General features: G+C 71.2%; 21 protein-coding genes. 10 read left to right on the forward strand and 11 right to left on the reverse strand.

Annotation, left to right across the window (positions count from 1 at the left end; genetic code table 11):
* Positions 1–405, forward strand: coding sequence for a MarR family winged helix-turn-helix transcriptional regulator (locus tag STSP_RS33850; protein ID WP_067284864.1), 405 nt, complete (start codon positions 1–3; stop codon positions 403–405).
* Between the two features lie 27 nt (positions 406–432).
* On the opposite strand, the gene STSP_RS33855 is transcribed toward STSP_RS33850, so the two are convergent.
* The 5 genes from STSP_RS33855 to STSP_RS33875 all read right to left on the reverse strand — a co-directional run bounded on the left by STSP_RS33855 (position 433) and on the right by STSP_RS33875 (position 6,536).
* Positions 433–1,164 carry a maleylpyruvate isomerase family mycothiol-dependent enzyme gene (locus STSP_RS33855; RefSeq protein ID WP_067284865.1) on the reverse strand — a complete coding sequence of 244 codons (732 nt, stop codon included), beginning with the start codon at positions 1,162–1,164 and terminating at the stop codon, positions 433–435.
* A 111-nt stretch (positions 1,165–1,275) separates the two neighbouring features.
* A complete protein-coding gene (locus tag STSP_RS33860) occupies positions 1,276–2,037 on the reverse strand; it encodes a carbohydrate ABC transporter permease (RefSeq protein ID WP_067284904.1) in 762 nt (253 codons plus the stop codon).
* Between the two features lie 107 nt (positions 2,038–2,144).
* Complete coding sequence (locus STSP_RS33865) at positions 2,145–3,116, reverse strand: carbohydrate ABC transporter permease (protein WP_067284866.1); 972 nt, start codon at positions 3,114–3,116, stop codon at positions 2,145–2,147.
* An 89-nt stretch (positions 3,117–3,205) separates the two neighbouring features.
* The gene (locus STSP_RS33870; RefSeq protein ID WP_067284867.1) at positions 3,206–4,450 is read right to left on the reverse strand and encodes a sugar ABC transporter substrate-binding protein; all 1,245 of its coding nucleotides are present in this window, start codon (positions 4,448–4,450) and stop codon (positions 3,206–3,208) included.
* A 109-nt stretch (positions 4,451–4,559) separates the two neighbouring features.
* Complete coding sequence (locus STSP_RS33875) at positions 4,560–6,536, reverse strand: glycoside hydrolase family 127 protein (protein ID WP_067284868.1); 1,977 nt, start codon at positions 6,534–6,536, stop codon at positions 4,560–4,562.
* 313 nt (positions 6,537–6,849) lie between these two features.
* Between STSP_RS33875 and STSP_RS33880 the strand changes: the two genes are divergently transcribed.
* The 5 genes from STSP_RS33880 to STSP_RS33900 all read left to right on the forward strand — a co-directional run bounded on the left by STSP_RS33880 (position 6,850) and on the right by STSP_RS33900 (position 11,864).
* Complete coding sequence (locus tag STSP_RS33880) at positions 6,850–7,872, forward strand: LacI family DNA-binding transcriptional regulator (RefSeq protein WP_078067727.1); 1,023 nt, start codon at positions 6,850–6,852, stop codon at positions 7,870–7,872.
* A 123-nt stretch (positions 7,873–7,995) separates the two neighbouring features.
* A complete protein-coding gene (locus STSP_RS33885; RefSeq protein WP_067284869.1) occupies positions 7,996–8,886 on the forward strand; it encodes an SIS domain-containing protein in 891 nt (296 codons plus the stop codon).
* Positions 8,887–8,996: 110 nt separating this feature from the next.
* The gene (locus tag STSP_RS33890; RefSeq protein WP_067284870.1) at positions 8,997–9,860 is read left to right on the forward strand and encodes a class II fructose-bisphosphate aldolase; all 864 of its coding nucleotides are present in this window, start codon (positions 8,997–8,999) and stop codon (positions 9,858–9,860) included.
* Between the two features lie 26 nt (positions 9,861–9,886).
* Complete coding sequence (locus STSP_RS33895) at positions 9,887–10,549, forward strand: alpha-ketoglutarate-dependent dioxygenase AlkB family protein (RefSeq protein ID WP_067284906.1); 663 nt, start codon at positions 9,887–9,889, stop codon at positions 10,547–10,549.
* A gap of 73 nt (positions 10,550–10,622) precedes the next feature.
* Positions 10,623–11,864, forward strand: coding sequence for an ROK family protein (locus STSP_RS33900; RefSeq protein WP_067284871.1), 1,242 nt, complete (start codon positions 10,623–10,625; stop codon positions 11,862–11,864).
* A gap of 40 nt (positions 11,865–11,904) precedes the next feature.
* On the opposite strand, the gene STSP_RS33905 is transcribed toward STSP_RS33900, so the two are convergent.
* Both STSP_RS33905 and STSP_RS33910 read right to left on the reverse strand, forming a co-directional pair.
* Positions 11,905–12,489 (reverse strand): DUF4865 family protein, encoded by a 585-nt coding sequence (locus STSP_RS33905; RefSeq protein WP_067284872.1) that lies wholly within the window; start codon positions 12,487–12,489, stop codon positions 11,905–11,907.
* A gap of 18 nt (positions 12,490–12,507) precedes the next feature.
* Positions 12,508–13,089, reverse strand: a complete 582-nt coding sequence (locus STSP_RS33910; protein ID WP_067284873.1) for a TetR/AcrR family transcriptional regulator — start codon at positions 13,087–13,089, stop codon at positions 12,508–12,510.
* A 194-nt stretch (positions 13,090–13,283) separates the two neighbouring features.
* Here STSP_RS33910 and STSP_RS33915 point away from each other — a divergent pair, with 194 nt between their 5' ends.
* The 3 genes from STSP_RS33915 to STSP_RS33925 are packed head-to-tail and all read left to right on the forward strand — an operon-like array spanning position 13,284 to position 17,022.
* Positions 13,284–13,601 (forward strand): SHOCT domain-containing protein, encoded by a 318-nt coding sequence (locus tag STSP_RS33915; protein ID WP_067284874.1) that lies wholly within the window; start codon positions 13,284–13,286, stop codon positions 13,599–13,601.
* On the forward strand, positions 13,598–14,455 hold the full coding sequence (locus STSP_RS33920) for an ABC transporter ATP-binding protein (protein WP_232789903.1): 858 nt from the start codon (positions 13,598–13,600) through the stop codon (positions 14,453–14,455). Before STSP_RS33915 ends, STSP_RS33920 begins: the two co-directional genes overlap by 4 nt.
* Positions 14,452–17,022 (forward strand): ABC transporter permease, encoded by a 2,571-nt coding sequence (locus tag STSP_RS33925; protein WP_067284875.1) that lies wholly within the window; start codon positions 14,452–14,454, stop codon positions 17,020–17,022. The genes STSP_RS33920 and STSP_RS33925 overlap by 4 nt, the downstream gene beginning before the upstream one ends.
* A 61-nt stretch (positions 17,023–17,083) precedes the next feature.
* On the opposite strand, the gene STSP_RS33930 is transcribed toward STSP_RS33925, so the two are convergent.
* Both STSP_RS33930 and STSP_RS33935 read right to left on the reverse strand, forming a co-directional pair.
* The gene (locus STSP_RS33930) at positions 17,084–17,623 is read right to left on the reverse strand and encodes an ATP-binding protein (RefSeq protein ID WP_078067728.1); all 540 of its coding nucleotides are present in this window, start codon (positions 17,621–17,623) and stop codon (positions 17,084–17,086) included.
* Between the two features lie 203 nt (positions 17,624–17,826).
* The gene (locus STSP_RS33935; protein ID WP_067284877.1) at positions 17,827–18,150 is read right to left on the reverse strand and encodes a hypothetical protein; all 324 of its coding nucleotides are present in this window, start codon (positions 18,148–18,150) and stop codon (positions 17,827–17,829) included.
* A gap of 337 nt (positions 18,151–18,487) precedes the next feature.
* Here STSP_RS33935 and STSP_RS33940 point away from each other — a divergent pair, with 337 nt between their 5' ends.
* Positions 18,488–19,639 (forward strand): PLP-dependent cysteine synthase family protein, encoded by a 1,152-nt coding sequence (locus STSP_RS33940; protein ID WP_408646397.1) that lies wholly within the window; start codon positions 18,488–18,490, stop codon positions 19,637–19,639.
* Positions 19,640–19,704: 65 nt separating this feature from the next.
* Here the strand turns inward: STSP_RS33940 and STSP_RS33945 are convergent, their stop codons facing one another.
* Positions 19,705–20,184: an SRPBCC family protein gene (locus STSP_RS33945; protein WP_067284879.1), complete on the reverse strand. Its 480-nt coding sequence runs from the start codon at positions 20,182–20,184 to the stop codon at positions 19,705–19,707.
* A 232-nt stretch (positions 20,185–20,416) separates the two neighbouring features.
* Positions 20,417–21,247, reverse strand: coding sequence for a DeoR/GlpR family DNA-binding transcription regulator (locus tag STSP_RS33950; RefSeq protein ID WP_067284880.1), 831 nt, complete (start codon positions 21,245–21,247; stop codon positions 20,417–20,419).
* Positions 21,248–21,514 lie beyond the last annotated feature (267 nt).

Below are 21,514 nucleotides of genomic sequence, written 5' to 3' on the forward strand. Positions count from 1 at the left end.
ATGGCGGCGAAGAAGGCCGAGCAGGGGCTCGTGGACCAGTGGCGGGACATCCTCGCCGTGCACGCACGCACCATGTGCGAGCTCGACCGCGAGCTGCATCAGTACGGCCTGGGCGCCAGCGATTTCGAGGTTCTGGACGTACTCGCGGAGGGCGCGGCCGAGGACGGCGGCTGCTCGTACCGCGTGCAGGAGATCGCCGGGCAGGTCCATCTCAGCCAGAGCGCGTTGTCGCGGCTCATCGGCCGACTGGAGAAGGACGGCCTGGTCGAACGGGGCATGTGTGTGGAGGACCGGCGAGGCGTACGCGTCGCGCTGACCGAGAAGGGCCGCGACCTGCATGCCCGGGTGCGCCCGCTGCAGCGGGCGGTGCTGACGCGCATGCTGGCAGAGGGCCCGTCCGCCTGACCTCTTCCCCGTCCGCGTCCGTCACCTTCAAGTGACGGCTGACCTCTCCCGCCACAACGCCGCGAGAGAGCTGTCGCCGGTGACGCGGGGGAACGGCAGCCGGTTCCACAGCGACATATAGAGGCGCGCGGCCGGACCCGAGATCTCGCAGTCTGCTTCGCCTGTGCCGTCCTGCTCGGTCACCGGGGGCTCGGCCGAGAGCCGTACGGTCCACACCGCGTCCGTGTCGGTGGCGCGCACCCGCAGCACGCGCGGTTCAACCGAGCGGACCTTGCTCTTGCTCCGGGCATGGAAGCCGCGCAGCAGTTCATCGATACCGTCCGCGGCGAAGTCCCTCCCGATCTCCCCGGGCGTCCCGCTCCGCGCCGCCTCCGCATCGAACCGGTGTACCGCCGTCTCGTGCGCCTGCCGCCGGGCCCAGAAGGCGAGCGGCGACGGCGCGGGCAGAAAACTCCAGCAGTCCACATCGGGCGGGGCCGTCGACAGCGTCTCGACCAGCGCACGGTGCCCCACGCGGAACCATGCCAGCAGCTCATCGCCGTCGAGGTCCGGCAGACCGCCGTCCGGCTGGTACGAAGTGTGCCCCTCGGCGACGAACGCGGTGGCCCACCGGTGCACCATCCCCGTGTGCCGCAGCAGGTCGCGCACCTCCCAGCCTGGGCAGGTCGGCACCTTGGCGTCAGGCCCGGCCTCTTCGGCGGCGACGGCCAGCAACTCGCCCTCCGCCTCCAGCGCCTTGATGTGCTCCGAGGTCTCCATGCGGTGAGTGTGCCCGATGGAGTGCGGTCGAAGGCAACGTGAATTGGGCCTCCTGCGAGGATCGGCTCTCCTGACATGTGGCTGAGAGGTGGATGGGGGCTGATGTCCGGGTCAGTCCTTGACCGCGCCCGCGGTGACCCCGGCTGCCACGTACCGCTGTGCGAGGACGAGGAGGGCGGCGGCGGGGACGGATGCGACGACGGCGGTGGCCATGATTGCGTTCCATTCCTGGTTGTTGTTGCCGATGTAGTGGTAGATGCCGAGGGTGATCGGGCGCAGCTCGCCGCCTCCGTCGAGGGTGTTGGCGAAGACGAAGTCGGACCAGGCCCACAGGAAGCTGAACAGCGAGACGGTGACCAGGGCGTTGCGGCTCACCGGCAGGACCACGGACCAGAAGGCGCGCCAGGTGTTCGCGCCGTCGATGCGGGCGGCGTCGGTGAGCTCGTCGGGGATGCCCGCCATGAACGCCGTGAAGATCATGACGCCGAAGGGCACAGCGATGGTGGAGTCCGCGATGATCAGGCCCCACCAGGAGTTCAGCAGGCCCAGGTTGAGGAAGATCCCGTAGAAGCCCATCGCCATGACGATGCCGGGGACCATCTGGGCGATCAGCAGGCCGAGGCTGAGGACGCCGCCGCCGCGGGGACGCAGCTTGGCGAGCGAGAAGCCGGCCGGGGCGGCGAGGACGAGGGTGACCGCGACGGTGCCGAGGCCGATGAGCAGACTCGTGCCCAGGTACGGCATCTGGTCGTTCAGGACGGCCCGATAGCCCTCGAACGTGGGGTGCAGGGGCAGCAGGTCGGGCGGGGTCTTGCGCATGTCCTGCTGCGGGGTGAGGGACACGTTCAGCATCCAGTACACCGGGAACAGCATGAGCGCGGTCAGCACGACACCGATCACGGTGTTGCGGCGCGAGCGCCGGACGCCGGGCCGGGGGGACGTGATGGGACGGGCGGAGGTCGCGATGGGACGGGGCGAGGTCACGCTTCCTGCCTCCTCTGGACGCGGATGTAGAGCAGGCCGAAGACGAGGGCGATGAGAATGAGGATGTTGCCGACGGCGGCGCCCGGCCCGAACTTCGGGAGCAGCGTGCCGAATCCGAGCTGGTAGGACCACGTCGCCAGGGTGGACGAGGAGTCACCCGGGCCGCCCTTGGTCATGATCCAGATCAGGTCGAACACCTTGAGCGTGTACACCAGGCCAAGGAGCAGCGTGATCGCCGAGACCGGCCGCAGCAGCGGGAAGGTGATGCGCCGGAACTGCTGCCAGCCGCTCGCCCCGTCCAGCGCCGCGGCCTCGTACAGCTCCGCCGGGATGTTCTGCAGGCCGCTGTAGAGGATGACCAGGTTGAACGGGATGCCGATCCAGATGTTGGCGATGATGACCGACGTCAGCGCCCAGTGCGGCGAGGTGAGCCAGTCGACCGGTGAGACGCCGAAGACATGGAGGGCGTAGTTGACCACGCCGGACTCGCTGTTCAGCATCCAGGACCAGGTCGACGCCGACACGATCAGCGGCAGTAGCCACGGGATGAGGAACAGCGCCCTGAGGGTCGCGGCAAGGCGGAAGTGCCGGTTGAAGAAGACCGCGAGGGCGAGGCCGGCCGCGTACTGGAATGCGATCGACACGAAGGTGAAGACCATCGTGTTGCGCAGCGCGGGCCCGAACGTCGGGTCGTTCAGCACCTGCGAGAAGTTGTCCCAGCCGGAGAACGGTGCGTCGCCCGCCACGAACGACCGGACGGTGTAGTTGCGCAGGCTCAGGTCGAGGTTGCGGTAGAGCGGATAGACGTAGAAGGCGGCCAGGTAGGCGACGAGCGGGGCGACGAACGCCAGTGCGGTCAGCTGGCTCCTGCGGCGCCGACGGCGTGAGGGGGCGTCACGCCGGTCGGCGGTGCCCGTTCCGGACACGGCCGGGGACCGCTTCGGGCGGTCGACTCGGGCGATGGTCATGCGAACTCCTGGATGCGGGTGGCGGTGTCCGGAACGGGCGGCCTGCGGCAGCGGCGCCGCGCCGCGTCGGCCGCAGGTGTCGCGGGGGCCTAACCCTTGCCGGCCGCCGTCTGCGCCTCGTCGAGAGCGGCCTGCGGGCTCTTGCCACCGGACAGGGCCGCCTGCACCGCGGTCCACATCTGCTGCGAGATGGTGGGGTACTTCGTGCCCAGACCGCCGCTGGTCCGGCCGCGCGCCGATGCCACGGCCTCCACCCACGGCTTGAGCTTCGGGTTCGCCTTCACCTGCTCTTTCTGCACCGCCGTCGTCGGAGCGACGTACATGAGCGTCGTGTCGGTGGGCAGCAGATTCTTGTCGCTCGTCAGGCAGGTGACGATCTTCTTGCTGACCTCGTAGCGCGAGGTGTCCTGCTGCACCGGGACGGTGACGAACTCGCCACCGGTCGGCACCGGCGCCGAACCGCCGTTCCGTGCAGGGATGTTGATGATCCCGTACTCGAAGCCGGCCTTCTCGGCGTTGCCCAGCTGCCAGGTTCCGTTCTCGCCGAAGGCGTAGTCCCCGGTGGCGAACTCCTGCCAGCTGGTGGTCTGCGTGTTCTGCAGGACGTCCTTGGGCGCGTAGCCCTCGTCGACCCACTGCTTCCACAGCGACAGCGCGGCGACACCCTTGGCCGAGTTGAGCTCGGTGAGATCGGCACCGGCGCCCCAGAACCACGGCAGGAACTGGAAGCTGCCCTCCTCCGTGCCGATCGCGGAGAACGTGATGCCCTTCTTGCCCGCCGCCTTGACCTTCTTCAGGGCCCCGGTCAGCGACGCCCAGTCCTTGATGGAGGCGGGATCGACGCCCGCGGCCGACAGGACCTCCTTGTTGTAGTAGAGAGCGAGCGTGTTGGCGCCGATCGGTACGCCGTAGGACGTCCCGTCGAGGGTCCCCGCGCCGATGATGTTCTTCTGTATCGAGGACGTGTCCAGGCCGAGCTCGCTCGTCTTGGTCAGGATCCCGGCCTCCACCAGCGTGGACACCACCGGGTTGTCCACGAGCATCACATCGGGGGCGTTGCCCTGCTGGGCGGCCAGCAGCGCCTTGTTGCCCAGGTCCGTGGTGTCGTACCCGGTCCGCTTGAGCTTGACGCCGGCCTCGGTGCCGCACTGCGCGACGCGCTTGCCCCAGTCCGATGAGGCGTCGAACTGCGGGTAGGGGTCCCAGAACGTGTACGTCGCGGACTTCCCGGACGAGCCGGACGAGCCCGAACCGCCACCACCGCATGCGGTGAGCGATGCGAGGGTGCCGACGGCGACACAGGCGGCGAGGAGGGTACGGCGGGTGCTTCTCATCGGGGTGACCTCGTTGTCATGGGTGGGCACGAGCGGTGACGAGCAGTGACGAGCGGAGGCGCGCGGGGGCCAGGGCCCCCGCGAAGCCGTGGTGGGAAGCGGGCCGGGTTCAGGAGGTGGGCAGCCAGACGCGCATACTGCCGTCCTGGCGGTTGGCCCAGGCGTGGTACGGGATCGCTGTCAGTTCGATGGGCTCGTCGGCAGAGGCAGAGCCCGTGTCATCGGCGGTGGGCCGGTAGGGCCACCAGCCGGCGTCGGGAATCCGGCGGCGGTGGCCGGCGGCCACGACGGTGGTGACGCCGCCGAGCAGGTCCGGGCGGTGCTTCACCGCGAGCGGGTGCGTGGTGTCGATGACGATGTCGTCCAGGCCGCCGGGGTGGTCGACCTGTTCCAGGCAGTACACCAGCGGCCCACGCTCGATGGCCACGCAGCCGCGGACGGCGTCGACCCTGGGGTCGGCAGCGGTGAGCCGGGGCTCGAGGTCGAGCTCCAGGACGACCTGGTCGCCCGGCGCCCACGGCTGCTCCAGACGCAGCCAGCCGTCCGTGACGGGGGCGTCGGTCTGGGCGTACGTCCGCGTGCCGCACCGCACCCGGTATGCGCGGCACCACTGCGGGATGCGCAGGGACAGCGTCCATGGCCGGTCTGCCGGGGCTTCCTCGACAGTCAGGGTGATCGTGCCGTGCCAGGGGTAGTCGGTCTCGGAAGTCACCGTGACGGGGGAGCCGCCGAGGTCCGCGCGGTAGCGGCCGGTGACGTACTGGTGGATCTGCAGGCCCTGCCCGTCGGAGTCGGTCGAGGACAGGTAGTGCTCGAGGCCGGCCAGGAGGCGCATGGCGTTCGGCGGGCAGCAGGCGCAGCGGAACCAGCGGGTGCGGCGGGCCGACTGGTCGCCGCCGGTGTCCGTGTGGCCGTCGCGGACCTGCAGCGGGTTGACGTAGAGCCAGCGCTCGCCGTCCAGCGATACGCCGGCGAGGAACCCGTTGAACAGGGTGCGTTCGATCAGGTCGCTGTAGCGGGCCTCGCCGGTGAGCAGGGCCATGCGCCAGCTCCACTGGACCGAGGCGATGGCGGCGCAGGTCTCGCAGTAGGCGCGTTCGTTGGGCAGCTCGAAGGGGTCGCCGAAGTCCTCCTTGTCGTGGTGGGCGCCGAGCCCGCCGGTCAGATGGGTCTTGGTGGTGGTCATCGCGTGCCACAACCGCTCGGTGGCGGCGCGCAGTCCGGCATCGCCGGTCTCGGTGGCCAGATCCGTCGCGGCGGCCAGCAGGTAGAGCTGGCGTACGGCGTGTCCTTCGACTGTCGTCGCCTCGCGCAGGGGCACGCGGTCCTGGCAGTAGGCGGCGCCGCCGAGCAGGCCGTGGCCGTAGCGGTCGACGAAGTAGCCCGCCAGATCCAGGTAGCGCTGCTCGCCGGTCTCCCGGTACAGCTCGACCAGGGCCGTTTCGACCTCGGGGTGGCCGTCGATGCCGTCGATGGGCTTGCCGCTGCCGGGGGGACCGAAGACGGAGTCGATCTGGTCGGCGAAGCGGCGCGCGACGTCGAGCAGTTCGTCGCGTCCGGCGGCCCGGTGGTGGGCCACCGCCGCCTGGATCAGGTGCCCCGCGCAGTACAGTTCGTGGCCCCACCGCAGGTCCTGGTAGCGCTCGCCGCCCTTGCGGATCTGGAACCAGGTGTTGAGGTAGCCGTCGGGCTGCTGGGCGTCGGCGACCAGGGAGATGATCCGGTCCACGTCGGCGGCGAGCCGCTGGATCTCGGGATCGTCCCCGTCGCCGTCTTCGTCAGGACCCTGCGGGGCGAGCTGCCAGGATGCGGCCTCCAGCCACTTGTAGACGTCGGAGTCCACGAACGGGAAGTCGCCCCGGTGCTCGCCCTGAGCGGTGCCCGCCACCAGGCGCAGGTTGTGCAGGTTTCCCGCGGACTCCAGCAGCCCGGGGCCCTGCGGAATGGAGGTGCGCGCGTTCACCTCGCGTCGGGCGTGCCAGAAGCCGGCGCGCACCTCGGCAGCGGCGGGACGCAGCGCGGCACGGGCGTCGGGGCCGAGGCGGACCGGGCCCGTGCGGGGCGGGACGGAGCGTGTGCGGGGCATGGCTCTCCGGGGGATACGAGGGCTGGGAAGTGGAGGACGGGAGTGGCCACCGCACGTGGCGGTGCCCGCGGCCCGTGGACGTGCAGCTGGCGGCACGGCTACCGGTGCACGATGGGCAACCGATTGAGCAATCGTTTTCCTGCTGGAAGAGTAGAGGGCAGACCGAGGAGCCGGGTCAAGGGTCGCGCACAACATTTCTCCGGGTACCGAAGGGCTGGTACTCGGCGTCGGCGACTGCGACCATGGACGGCGCCGATGCCGTCAAGGACGACTCCGGTGCCGTCGAAGTTGACGACTGAGAAAAGGATTGCTCGTGACCGATGCCGCTCCGCGTTCCCCCTCCCCAAGCCGGGCGAAGCTCGCCGACGTAGCCGCCCTGGCCGGCGTCAGCGTGGGCACCGCGTCCAAGGCGCTGAACGGCAGCGGCAGGATGCGGCCCGAGACCCGGCAGAGGGTGCTCGACGCCGTGGAGGCACTCGGCTTCCGGCCCAACCAGCACGCGCAGAGCCTGCACACCGGCCGCAGCTGGACGGTCGGCCTGATGACGACGGACGGCATCGGCCGCTTCAGTACGCCCGTGCTCCTGGGCGCCGAGGACGCGCTCGGCGCAGGCAAGATCTCCGTGCTGCTGTGCGACACCCGGGGCGACTCCATCCGGGAGCAGCACCACCTGCGCAACCTCGTGGACCGCCGGGTCGACGGCATCATCGTCACCGGCCGCAGGACCGATCCGCGCCCTCCCCTCAAGGGCATCGAGCCGATCCCCACCGTCTACGCCCTCTCCCCGTCCACGGACCCCGCCGACATCTCCGTGGTCTCGGACGACCGCGGCGGCGCCCGCCTCGCCGTCGAGCACCTGCTCGCCACCGGCCGTACGCGGATCGCGCACGTCACCGGCCCCGAACACCATGCGGCCGCCCGCGACCGCGCCCGCCACGCGGTCGAAGTGCTGGAGCGCTCCTCGCTCGGCCTCGCCACCGGCCGGGTCCACTACGGGGAGTGGAGCGAGGCATGGGGACGGCGCGCCGCCGACGCGGTGCTGCGCACGGCACCGGACACGGACGCCTTCTTCTGCGGCAACGACCAGATCGCCCGGGGCGTGGCCGACGCCCTGCGCGAGCGGGGCCTGGACGTGCCCGGCGAGATCGCCGTCGTGGGCTACGACAACTGGGACACCATGGCCCTGGCCAGCCGCCCGCCCCTCACCACGATCGACATGGACCTCACCGAGATCGGCCGGATCGCCGCCCTGAAGCTCCTTGAGGCCATCGACTCCGGTCCGGTCCCGGGTGTGCACACCGTCGCCTGCCGCCTTGTCGTACGTGAGTCCACCTGAGACGAGTGAGCCCAACGGCGACGCATGGTTCGAACGGCGACGCATGGTTGATGACGCTGGAACTCGTCGGTATGTTGCCGAGCCACGTGCTGTGCAAGATTCGCTGCGGGGAGGGCGGACGGCGTGAGCCACGTCGAGAACGAGCTCAACAGCCAGCCCGAGTGCTGGCAGCGCGCCGCCGAACTGGCCGCAGGCCAAAGCCCGGTGCTGCCGGCCCCGGGCGAGCGGGTCGCCATCGTCGGCTGCGGAACCTCCTGGTTCATGGCGCAGTCCGCGGCGGCGCTGCGTGAACAGGCGGGCCAGGGCGAGACCGACGCCTTCGCCGCCTCCGAGTTCCCGGCCGCCCGCGCCCGCGCCTACGACAGGGTCGTCGCCCTGACGCGCTCCGGCACCACGACCGAGGTCCTCGACCTCCTCGGGCGCCTACGGGGATCCGCCCGCACGACCGCGATCACCGCCGACCCCCGGACGCCCGTGATCCAGGCCGCCGACGACGTCGTCGTACTCGACTTCGCCGACGAACAGTCCGTCGTGCAGACCCGGTTCGCCACCACCGCCCTCACGCTCCTGCGCGCCCATCTCGGCCTGCACACCGAGGCCGTGGCCGACGACGCGCGCACCGCGCTCGCCGAGCCGCTGCCCGAAGGGCTCGCCGACTGCACGCAGTTCACGTTCCTCGGGCGGGGCTGGACCGTCGGGCTCGCCCTGGAAGCCGGGCTCAAGATGCGCGAGGCCTCACTGGCGTGGACCGAGGCCTACCCGGCCATGGAGTACCGGCACGGCCCCATCGCCATCACCACAAAGGGCACCGCGACCTGGATGCTCGGCGAGGCACCCGAAGGTCTCGAGGAGCAGGTGCGCGCCACCGGCGGGATGTGGGTGGCGGGCCGGCTCGACCCGCTCGCCGAGCTGGTACGCGCGCAGCGGCTCGCCGTCGCGGTCGCGTCCGCCCGCGGTCTGAACCCGGACCAGCCGCGCCACCTGACCCGCTCGGTGATCCTCACCGACTCCTGAGCCGCTCGGTGATCCTCACCGACTCCTGATGACGCGGCCGCCACGGGACCCCTACACAGGACCGGGCACAGCCTGACCGCACGAGAAGGACCTGAGAGGAGCGAGCCGCCATTCCCCTTGCCGCCACAGGTGCGCTGGTCGCGTCGGCGTCCGCCGCGCGCACCGCCGTCGCCGCGTTCAACGTCATCACGCTCGAACACGTCGAAGCCGTCATCGCGGGCGCCGAAGCCGTGCAGGCGCCTGTCGTCCTGCAGATCAGCGAGAACGCCGTCACGTTCCGCCAGGGGCAGGTGCTCCCGCTGGCCCGCGCCGCGACCGCCGCCGCCGAGCGCTCGACGGTTCCCGTGGCGCTGCACCTCGACCACGTCCAGAGCGACGACCTGCTGCGGCAGGCCCCCGGCGCCGGGTTCAGCTCCGTGATGTACGACGCGGCGCACCTGCCGTACGAGGAGAACCTCGCCGCGACGCGCGCCGCCGCCGACTGGGGTCATGCCCAGGGGCTGTGGATCGAGGCGGAGTTGGGCGAGGTGGGTGGCAAGGACGGCCGCGCGCCGCTCGACGCCCACGCCCCAGGAGCCCGGACCGACCCGGCCGAGGCGCGGGCGTTCGTGGCCGGCTCCGGCGTCGACGCGCTCGCCGTCGCCATAGGAAGCTCGCACGCCATGCGGACCCGCACCGCGACCCTCGACCACGACCTGCTGAAACGCCTCGCCGCGTCCGCGGGTGTGCCGCTCGTCCTGCACGGCTCCTCCGGGGTGCGCGCCGGGGAAGTGTCGGCGGCCGTCGCCGGCGGCATCGCGAAGGTCAACGTGGGAACCGCGCTGAATCTCACGATGACCAGGGCCATCCGCGAGTACCTCGCCGTCCACCCCGACGCGGTGGATTCACGCACCTATCTGAGCGTGGCACGTGAGGCGATGGTGGGGACGGTGACGCAGCTGATCACGGTGGTACGCGGCGGCCCCGGGCAGTGACCGGGCGCGGTGACATGATGGCCGTGATGAGCGGTGAGTTGTTTCCCCGGTCCCGCTCGGAGGTGGCTCCCGGTGCCGTGCACCTCCCGGACTGGCTGCCCCCGGAGCGCCAGCGCGAGCTGCTCGAGGCCTGCCGCGCGTGGGCACTCCCGCCCGCCGGGCTGCGCACCGTGCGTACCCCCGGCGGCGGCACGATGAGCGCCCGGCAGGTGTGCCTGGGCTGGCACTGGTACCCGTACGGCTATGCCCGCACCGTCACCGACGGGGACGGAGCGCCCGTGAAGCCGTTCCCGCAGTGGCTCGGGGACCTGGCCCGCCAGGGGGTGAGGGACGCCCTCGGCGTCGCCGAGTGCTCCTCGCCGTACGACATCGCGTTGATCAACTTCTACGAAGAGGGCGCGCGGATGGGCATGCACCGGGACAGCGACGAGGACGCCGACGATCCGGTGGTGTCGCTGAGCCTCGGCGATGCCTGCGTGTTCCGGTTCGGCAATGTGGAGTCGCGGGGGCGGCCGTATGTAGACGTCGAGCTGCGCAGCGGGGACCTGTTCGTCTTCGGCGGGCCCGCGCGGCTCGCGTACCACGGCGTGCCGCGTGTCGAGCCCGGCAGCGGGCCTCCGGAGCTCGGGCTGCGCGGGCGGCTCAACATCACCCTGCGGGTGAGCGGGCGGCCGATACCGGCGGCGTGACGGTCGTGTTTCGAGGTGATGGCTCCGGCGCCCGATGGCCGCTGCATCCGCTGATCATGGGAGACTCGCCTTCATGAACGGCAACGAGGCCCATCCAGTGGCGGGAGAAACGTCCACGCGCAACAGGCTGGAGCGGGGGCGCGGCGCGCTCGGTCCCGCGTTGGAACTCGTCCACACCGGCCGCGCCCCGACCCGTGCCGTGCTCACCGCCGAACTCGGGGTCACCCGCGCCACGGCCGGGGCGGTCGCCGCGGAACTCGAAGCCCTCGGCCTGATCCGCGTGGACGTCCGCCCCACCGCGGCCACCGGATCGCAGGGAAGGCCCTCGCACCGGCTGGAGATCGCCGAACAGGGGCCCGTCGCGCTCGCCGCACAGGTGCACGCCGACGGGTTCCGGGCCGCGCTCGTCGGACTCGGCGGCCGTATCGTCGCCACCGCCCCCGGCTGCGAGATCATCGACCCGGACCCGGCGAAGGTACTCGGCTCCGTCGTCGAGGCGGGCGCCCGGCTGCTGCGCGAGACCGGACGGCGCTGCGTCGGTTCCGGGCTCGCCGTGCCGTCCGCCGTGGCCGAGCCCGACGGCACCGCGCTCAATCCGCTGCACCTCGCATGGCCTCCCGGCTCCCCGGTCCGGGAGATCTTCGCTGCGAAGATCCGTGAAGCGGGCATCCCCGGACCGGTGTTCGCGGGCAACGACGTCAACCTCGCCGCCCTCGCCGAACACCGGCACGGGGCGGGGCGCGGCGCCCGCGACCTGCTGTGCGTGGCCACCGGGCACCGCGGCGTCGGCGGTGCGCTCGTCCTCGACGGACGCCTGCACACCGGCAGTTCGGGCCTCGCCCTGGAGGTCGGCCATCTGACCGTGAACCCCGAGGGCCGCCCCTGTCACTGCGGAAGCCGCGGCTGCCTCGACGTCGAGGCCGACCCGCTCGCCTTCCTCAACGCGGCGGGCCGCACGCCAGGGCCCGAGGTGTCGCTGCTGCAGCAGGCGCTCGACCTGATCCGCACGCAGTACGCCGACCCGACGGTCCGCATGGCCACGGAGGCACTGATCGACCGGCTCGGCCTCGGGCTCGCGGGCCTGGTGAACATCCTCAACCCCGACCGCATCATCCTCGGCGGCCTGCACCGCGCCCTGCTGGACGCGGACCCGGAGCGGCTGCGCGCCGTGGTGGCCGACCGCAGCCTGTGGGGCCGCAGCGGCGGCGTACCGATCCTGGCGTGCACGCTGGACCACAACAGCCTGGTGGGGGCGGCCGAGTTGGCATGGCAGCCGGTGCTCGACGACCCGCTGGCGGCGCTGGGGCACGGCTGAGGCGGCCCCGCTGCGACTCAGGGCGAGTACCGGACAGTCCTCACCACAGTCGTCCGCGCGGCAGCCGGTCCAGCTCCGGCACGGAGAGGTGCAGCACCTGGAACACGTCGCCGGGCGCTTTGGGCGTGTCGTGTTCCCAGAGCGAGAAGTGCACCAGTTCCCAATGGCGCGGGTCGACAGCCGCCGCCGCGCACACCGCGCCGTCCTGCCCGGCCAGCCGCTCGGTCTCCCGTACGGCCTCGTCGATCAGGCCGGTGAGCGGCTCCGTGTCCGGCATGTGCTGCCGTCGGCGTACGGCGATCCGCGCGGCGGAGCCTGCGGCAGCTCCCGGCTCGTACGCGAGGCCGGACCAGTGCTGCACCACGGGGCGGCCGAAGTCGTCGACCAGACCCTGGAATCCGGGTCCCCAGAGGAAGGAGTTCATGCCTTCGGGGGTGTTCCAGAGGTAGAACGGTGCGTACTGGTTGACCGGGGAACCGCCGACCCCGCGCTCACGCATCAGAAACGCTTTCAGACCCAGGCCGGGGTAGTCGTCCATGAGCGGGCCCTTGCCCGTCCCGCGGATGCGGATGATGTCCATGTCGTAGTCGGCGGGCAGGGTGAGCTCGTACTGCATGGCGTGCATCGTGTGTCTCCCGAGGGATCAGCCGGTGGAGCCGGGTGCGAGCAGGGAGAGCAACCCTCGGACGCCCGCGTCGAACGCGGCCGGTGAACCGGACGCCCGTGCGAGGACGTAGCCGCCCTGGACCGTCGCCACGATCGTCGCGGCGATCGCCTCCGCGTCGAGTGACGGCGCGAACTCGCCCTGTTCCCTGCCCTCTTCGACGATTCCGGCGAGGCGTGCGCGCAGCCAGTCGAGCGTCTCGTCGACGGGCGCCCGCAACTCCTCGCTGGCGATCACGTCCGGGTCCATCGTCAGCCGCCCGACGGGACAGCCGCGCAGGACGTCACGCTCGCGCCGCAGATACGCCTCGATGCGCGCGTACGCCGAACCGGGAGTGCTCAGTACGCCCTCGGCAGTAGCGCGCATCTCGTCGGCGGTGCGCCGGATCGCGGCGAGGGCCAGGTCGGGCTTGCCCTTGAAGTGGTGGTACATGCTGCCCTGGCCGGCCCCCGCGTGCTGCTGGATGGCCTTCGGGCTGGTCCCCACATAGCCGCGCTCCCACAGCAGCTCCCGTGTGGACTCGATCAGCCGGTCCTGAGTGCTCATGCGGTCACTGTACATACTAGTAGGTACAGAAGGAAGCCATTCGGCGGACGCCCGGGGGAGCAGCCCGCCCGAGCGCTGCGTACTCCCGCAGAGGTAGGCGAACTGCCGCTGGCCGTACGACGACCTGATGCCCCTTCCGGAGGGAGCCTCGAAGCGTCACAGACACAGCTCACACAGCGACAGCACCGCTACCGAGGAGATGAGTCCGTATGCAGACCCTGGCGCACTGGGACGGCGGGCCCGGCCCGTGGATCCTGTTCTTCCCGCTGATCTGGGCGGCCGTCGTGATCGGCGTGGTCACCGTCCTGCGCCGCACCGTGTGGCGCGGCCGCCCCGGCCCGTGGCGGTCCCTGGACGGGCGCGGCCCGTGGGGTCCCGCCGGGCCGGCCGACGGCAATTCGCCCATCGCGCTGCTGGGCCGCCGCTTCGCCTCCGGTGAGATCGACGAGGACGAGTACTGGCGCCGCCTGTCGGTCCTCGACGAGCAGTTCGGGCGGAGCAGCGCTGGCAAAGGCGGTGCGGCATGACGACCACCGCGACCGGCACACGAACCGCAGCACGGGTCGTCGACGCCGTGAAGGTGTACGGCTCGGGCGATACCGCCGTGAGGGCTCTGGACGGGGTGAGCGTCGGCTTTCCGGCCGGGCGCTTCACCGCGATCATGGGGCCCTCCGGCTCCGGCAAGTCCACGCTCATGCACTGCGCGGCCGGGCTCGACACGCTCACCTCCGGCTCCGCCTTCATCGGGGACACGGAGCTGAGCACCCTTGACGACCGCCGCCTGACGCTGCTGCGCCGGGACCGGATCGGCTTTGTGTTCCAGGCGTTCAACCTGGTGCCGACGCTGACCGTCGCCGAGAACATCACGCTGCCGATGGACCTCGCGGGCAGGAGGGCGGACCAGCGCGACGAGGAGTGGATCGACGCGCTCGTCGACGTCGTCGGGCTGCGCGACCGGCTGCACCACCGGCCCGCGGAGCTGTCCGGCGGACAACAGCAACGCGTCGCCGTCGCACGCGCGTTCGCCGGTCAGCCCGACGTCGTCTTCGCCGACGAACCGACCGGCAACCTCGACTCGCGCTCCGGCGAGGAGGTGCTCGGGCTCCTCGGGCGGGCGGTGCGCCTGATGGACCGTACGGTCGTGATGGTCACCCACGACCCGGTGGCGGCCGCGCACGCCGACGAGGTCGTCTTCCTGGCCGACGGCCGCCTCGTCGACCGTATGGAGGCACCGACGCCGGAGCGGGTTCTCGACCGGATGAAGGCCTTCGACGTCAAGGCTCTCGACACCACGGACCTCGAAGACGAGGGCCTCGACGACAAGGCCCTCGATCCGCAGGCCCTCGAAGCGAGCGGCTCCCAGGAAGGGGTGCCGTCATGAGTTCCACGTCCGCCGCGTTGCGGATCAGCCTGTCGTCGCTGCGCGCCCACAAGCGGCGCTTCGCCGGGACCTTCTTCGCCGTGTTCCTCGGTGTCGCCTTTCTGACGGGCACGCTCGTCATGGGCGACACCCTGCGCGCCAGCTTCGACACGATGTTCGGCAACGCGGCGAGCGGCACCGACGCGGTCGTCCGGAGCGCCGACACCATCACCGCACCCGGCGAGCGCCAGGGTGTGCGCAGGCCGGTCGACACCTCGCTCGTCGCGACGGTGGAGAAGACGCCCGGTGTCGCGGCCGCCGCGGCCGACATCCAGGGCGCAGGTCAGCTCGTCGGATCCGACGGCGAACCGATCGGCGGTCAGGGCCCGCCCACCCTCGCGGGCAACTGGATCGACGACCCGAAGCTCAATCCGTACCGGCTCGCGGAGGGGCGCGCCGCGTCGAAGCCCGGCGAGGTGGTTGTCAACCGCGGCGCCGCCGAGGCGGGCGACCTGAAGATCGGCGACACGACCACCCTGCGCACCCCGGACCCCGTCCGGGTGAAGATCGTCGGCCTGGCCACCTTCGGGGGCGAGGACGGCATGGGGCAGGTGACCTTCACCGGCATGACCCAGGCCGACGCGGAGAAGTACCTCACGCCGAAGCCCGGTGAGGCCGCGAGCATCCTGGTACGGGCCGGCCCCGGCACCAGCCAGCGGGAACTGGTCGACGCCCTCACCCCCGTACTCCCCGAGGGAGTCGAGGCCATCACGGGACAGGAGTCGGCGCAGGAGAACACGGACATGATCTCCGGGCAGTTCCTGACCCTCTTCACGACCTTCCTGCTGGTGTTCTCCGGCGTCGCGCTGCTGGTCGCGACCTTCTCCATCCACAACACCTTCGCGATCGTCGTCGCCCAGCGCACCCGCGAGAACGCCCTGCTGCGTGCCCTCGGCGCCGCGCGCCGCCAGGTCACCGTGGCGACGCTCGCCGAGGCGACGGTCGTGGCCGTCGTCGCGTCCGCCGCCGGGCTCGCGGGCGGCATCGGTATCGCCGCCGGGCTGCAGGCGCTGTTCCCGGCCATCGGATTCCCGTTCCCGGACGGCTCCTTGGTGATCAGCGGCTGGTCCATGCTGCTGCCGCTCGCGGTCGGCATCGTGGTCTGCCTCGGCTCGGCCGTGCTGCCCGCCGTGCGGGCGGGACGCACCGCGCCCCTCGCCGCGCTGCGCGAGAGCGCCGTCGACCACTCCGGGACCTCGCGCGCCCGGGCCGTGGCCGGGACGGGAATCGCACTGGCCGCGGTCGCCCTCACCCTGACCGGGGTGCTGGCGTCGCCGTCGGTGTGGCTCGCGGGCGCGGGCGCAGTCCTGGCGCTCGCCGCGTTCGTGGTCCTCGGGCCCGTCGCGTCGTCGACGGCCGTACGCATCCTCGGCGGCCCGCTCGACCGCTTGCGCGGTGTACCCGGCCGCCTCGCCAGGCGCAACGCGCTGCGCAGCCCCAAGCGGACCGCCGCCACCGCCAGTGCCCTGATGATCGGCGTCGCGGTCGTCTCGCTGTTCACCGTCTTCGGCGCCTCGCTCAAGGCCACCATGGACCAGACCGTGTCCCGCTCCTTCGCGGGCGACGTGGCCGTCACCGCGCCGTCGTTCGGCGCGGGCGGCAGCGGACTCAGCCCCAAACTGGCCCCCGCGATCGCCAGGCAGCCGCAGGTGGACACGGCGGTCGGACTCGGCCGCGGTGTCGCCGAGGTCGACGGACAGGGCCGCGCCCTCACCGTCAGCGACCCGGTCGCTCTCGGCAAGGTCCTGGACCTCGGCACGGTCCGCGGCTCACTGGACGGACTCGGTACGGACGGCATCGCCATCACCGAGAAGGAGGCCGAGAAGCAGCATCTGGGACTGGGGGACAGGGCCGAACTCACCTTCACCGACGGCAAGAAGCAGACGTTCACCGTCCGCGCCCTCTACGGGCAGTCGGAGCTCGCCGGCGACTACGTCATCACCCGCCAGGCCTGGGCACCGCACCGCGGACAGGACTCCGACACTCTCGTCGCCGTCTCCTTCAAGGACGGCGTGAGCAAGGCCGAGGGCACGGCCGCGGTGAAGAAGGTCGCCGCGGAGTACGGGAATCCCGAGGTGCAGACCCGTGACGAGTACGCGCAGTCGTCGGCCGGCGGCATCGACATGATGCTCACCCTGGTCTACGCACTGCTCGCCCTCGCCGTGCTCATCGCGCTGCTCGGCATCGCCAACACCCTCACGCTCGCCCTGCATGAGCGCACCCGCGAACTCGGACTCCTGCGGGCCGTGGGCCAGACCCGGGCGCAGCTGCGCGCCATGGTCCGCTGGGAGTCGGTGCTCGTCGCCGCCTTCGGCACGATGGGCGGGCTGGCGCTCGGCGGCTTCCTCGGCTGGGTCCTCGTCGAGGCGTCCGACGGGGCGAGCGACAGCACGTTCGCCTTCGCCATGCCGCCGCTGCAGCTGGCCATCGTGGCGCTGGTGGGCCTCGGGGCCGGAGCCCTCGCGGGCCTGCGCCCGGCACGGCGGGCGGCACGGCTGGACGTGCTGCGGGCCGTCGCCACACAGTGACGGCGCGCCCGCGGGTCACCGCCCGGTCAACCGGCAGTCCCGCGCCGGGGTCACCGCCCGGTCAGCCGACAACGGCCGACCGGGCGGGAGCGTGTTCCGGTACGCGATCCTCGTCGGGCACCGTCTCCAGGTCCGCCAGCAGCGGATCTGTCGCAGTGACTCCGTACACGGAAGAGGCGGGCACGAGCACCGGCGGGGTGGACGGGACAGAGGCGGGAAGCGTGAACCACACGACCTTCCCGTGCTCGCCGTGCGGGCGAGCGCCCCAGCTCTCGCTCACCGCGGCGACCATGGAGAGGCCGCGGCCGCTGGTGGCGAAGGACTCCGCGTCATGGATCTGCGGGAGTCTCGGATCGTGGTCATGGACGGATACGGTGAGGCGGTCGAGCAGCAGCTCGAGCTCCACGGTGCACATCTTGTCCGGCTGTGCATGCCGGTGGACGTTGGTCAGCAGCTCGGTCACACCGAGCGCCGCCCGGTCGATCAGGGCGTCCAGATGCCAGTAGCGCAACTGCGCTGAGACGATTCTGCGGACCTGGCCGATCCGCGACGGCAGGGCCTGGAGCTCCACCGTGCAGTGCCTGCTTGGCTGACTGATCACGGCTGCGACTCCCCGAATTGAGGTCCGGAAGAAGACGAAGAACGGATCCAGCAAGGCGGCCGTGGATCACGGTTGCCTGCTGTGTGGCCCGACGGCTGGTTCGCACCGTAGTCGTCGGGGAACTCTGAGTAATTGATGAGAACTGAGACCAGAGTGACTCAGGGGGTGCCTGCGTGCAACTCGCGCCCCGCCGGCTTCGGCGGCTACGCCCGGCCGCCTCCGGCCCTGCGCACCGCCTCGATGAACCGGCGCGCGGAGGGCGGCCCGCCCTTGCCGGGGGCCGGGTCGTCCTCGGCGAGCGTCAGGTGGTAGCGCGTGCCGTTGACGTCGGCCAGCGCGCGGTCCTCGTCGCCCAGCCAGGGCTTGCCGGCGCGCACGCTCTGCACCGGTGCGCTGTCGATCTCGCTGCCGTAGCTGGTGAGCAACTCCAGCCTGCCGTCGGTGATCCGGATCTGCCCCGCCCGCGTGAGCGAGCGCAGCCCCTTGCCGATCCGCACGCCCGTGGCCGTGAACTCGGGCTGTGCCATGTTCCCCGCCCCCTCGTGTGCTCGGCCGTGTCGACCCGTGCTGCCGTGCAGTCTGCACGCGCCTGTCGTCGAGCACCAGTGCTCTCGGCGAGGCGGAACCCTCCGCCGGGAGCATTCCGCGGATGCGCCCCGGCTGCCCGCGGACGGTCCGTGAGGCGGTTCGTGGGCACGTCCGTGAGCCGTTCGTGAGCACGTCCGTGTGCCGTTCGCGCAGCCCTCCGTATCCCGCTCCCAGGCACTCCTTTGAGCCCCTCAAAGTTGCGTTTATGCAGGTGAGAAGCGTGCGGAAGGTGCCTATGATCGAAGCGTGCAGCCGGCGCGAACCGGGGTCGGCACGATGCGAAGGAGCCCCGCGGTGAGCACCACCCAGCAGGATCTGACCGGCAGCCCGCGCGCCACACTCGACGTGGACCGCAGCGACGCGGCGTACCGCGACTGGCTCAAAGAGGCCGTACGAAAGGTGCAGGCGGACTCCAACCGGTCGGCGGACACACACCTGTTGCGTTTTCCGCTGCCTGAGCAGTGGGGCATCGACCTGTATCTGAAGGACGAATCGACGCATCCGACGGGCAGCCTCAAGCACCGACTCGCGCGCTCGCTGTTCCTGTACGGCCTGTGCAACGGCTGGATCCGGCCGGGCCGCCCGGTCATCGAGGCGTCCAGCGGCTCGACCGCGGTCTCCGAGGCCTACTTCGCGAAGCTGATCGGCATCCCCTTCATCGCGGTGATGCCGCGCACGACGAGCGCCGAGAAGTGCCGCCTGATCGAGTTCCACGGCGGGAAGTGCCACTTCGTCGACGACCCCCGGACGATGTACGAGGAGTCGGCGGCCCTCGCGGTGGAGACCGGCGGCCACTACATGGACCAGTTCACCTACGCGGAGCGGGCCACGGACTGGCGCGGCAACAACAACATCGCCGAATCGATCTACCGTCAGCTGCGGTTGGAGCGGTATCCGGAGCCGGCATGGATCGTCGCCACGGCCGGCACCGGCGGCACCTCCGCGACCCTCGCGCGCTACGTCCACTACATGCAGTACGACACCCGCATCTGCGTCGCCGACCCGGAGAACTCCTGTTTCTTCGAGGGCTGGACGACCGGTGAAACCGACGTCACCTGCGACTCCGGATCCCGGATAGAGGGCATCGGCAGGCCCCGTATGGAGCCGAGCTTCGTGCCCGGTGCCATCGACCGGATGATGAAGGTGCCGGACGCGGCCAGCGTCGCCGCCGTCCGGGCGCTGGAGCGCGCCATCGGCCGCAAGGCGGGCGGCTCCACCGGCACCGGCCTGTGGAGCGCGCTGAAGATCGTGTCCGAGATGGTGACGGAGGGCCGCACCGGCAGCGTCGTCACACTGCTGTGCGACCCTGGCGACCGCTACCTCGACAAGTACTACTCGGACGCGTGGCTGGAAGGGCAAGGCCTGGACATCGCGCCGTACGTGACGGCGATCGACTCGTTGCTCGAGACGGCGGTCTGGCCGGACTGACGGGCGATCCGGGAGAGCGCGGAGGGAAGAGGGCGAGGGGGCGACGCTGTTCGGTCGCCCGGTGCTCAGGTGTTCGCAGCCAACAGCCGCCGGTCGAGCGCTGTCACCGCGTCACGGAAGGCACGCGCGAAACCTGGCCGACCCAGCCTCAGAGCGAACCGGAAGAGTGCGCTGCCGTCCGCGGCGAACGTCCACTGCACACGCGTGCCGGTGCCGGCCGGAGCCAGCCGCCACTCCTCGAGCAGGGCGCGCACCCCGGGCGCGTTCGTCTCGTCGACGCGGTACGCGTACACCTCCGGGGCCTTCGCCGCGACGATCGTCTCCTGGAAGCGCGTACCGCCCTTGAGCCGGACCTCCCGTCCCGTACCGTCCTCGGACAGTCGCGCGTACGTGACGGCCGCGAACCACTCGGACCAGCCCGTGATGTCCTCGGCGAGTGCGCGGAACACCACGTCCGGTGGCGCGGAGATCTCGCGGGTGAATACCAGGCGCAGCGGAGCGGACTCGGTGAACTCGAGTCCCACGGCGGTGAGGCGGCGTGCCATGAAAGGAACCCCCCAAGCGGAGACGGAGCCGCGGCGGCAGCCGATCGACCCGTCGCATGGGCGCGGTCGGCGAGGTGTCGGCAGGGCTGGGCCACCATAGCTGGCGGAACGTCAGATGTCTGCAGTAGTCCTCAGAGGTCTGCGGTTCTCACAGGCCGCGGTGGTCAGAGATCCGCAGCTCTCGGGGGCCCGGAGTTCTCAGGGGTCCGCGGTTCTCAGAGGCCCGCAGTTCTCAGAGGTCCGCAGCGAGGTCCGTCTCGCCCGCCACCACGAGCCGGCGCAGGTGCTCGGAGATCTCCGCGCGCGCCTCGGGCGGCAGCCCCGAGTCCGTCACGAGCGTGTCCACCTGCTCGAGCTCGGCGAAGGAACTCAGACCCACAGTGCCCCACTTGGTGTGGTCGGCGACCACGATGACGCGCCGTGCGGAGTGCACGAGCCGCCGGTTCGTCTCCGCCTCCGCGAGATTCGGCGTCGACAGACCCGCCTCGACCGATATGCCGTGCACACCCAGGAACAGCATGTCGAAGTGGAGCGCCGCGATGGCCTGGTCGGCGACCGGGCCGACCAGCGAGTCGGACGGAGTGCGCACACCCCCCGTGAGGACCACGGTCGCCGCGCCCTGGGCCTGGCCCGAACTGCGCTGCGCCGTGTGGAAGACATCGGCCACCCGGACCGAGTTCGTGACCACCGTCAGATCCGGCACGTCCAGCAGGTGCTGGGCCAGCGCATACGTCGTCGTACCGCCCGACAGTGCGATCGCCGAGCCCGGCGAGACGAGGGCCGCGGCCGCGCGCGCGATGTCCTCCTTGGCGGTCAGCTCCAGGCCCGACTTCGCCTCGAAGCCCGGCTCGTGCGTACTCGCCTCGACGACCGGGACCGCGCCGCCGTGGACCTTCTCGATCACGCCCTGGCGGGCCAGCGTGTCGAGGTCGCGGCGCACCGTCATGTCGGAAACGCCCAGTTTGCGCGTGAGTTCGTTGACGCGTACACCGCCGCGTCGGCGCACCTCGTCAAGGATCAGGGCGCGGCGCTGCTCCGCGAGGAGGTTCTGGTTGTCACTCACGCCCGCTCCGGTCCTTTCGCCTCGTCGATCCAGCAGGACGCCCCATCCTTGCACGAGCCACCGACAGCTGTGCCACTGCCTGCGTGAATGCCATACGCCAAGGTCACCGGATGGGGGAGATTCCGTGACGAGGCGTGCGCAAGCGCTCTCGAGCCGAGACCCTTGAACCTGCACATGACATAACGGGTGCATGGCATAAACCTTTGGGCCTGACACGCGTCAGGCCCGGCATACGGGCTGCCCGGAGATACGCGCAGGACGGGGGAA

It is taken from the genome of Streptomyces jeddahensis (assembly GCF_001642995.1).
GTDB lineage: Bacteria > Actinomycetota > Actinomycetes > Streptomycetales > Streptomycetaceae > Streptomyces > Streptomyces jeddahensis.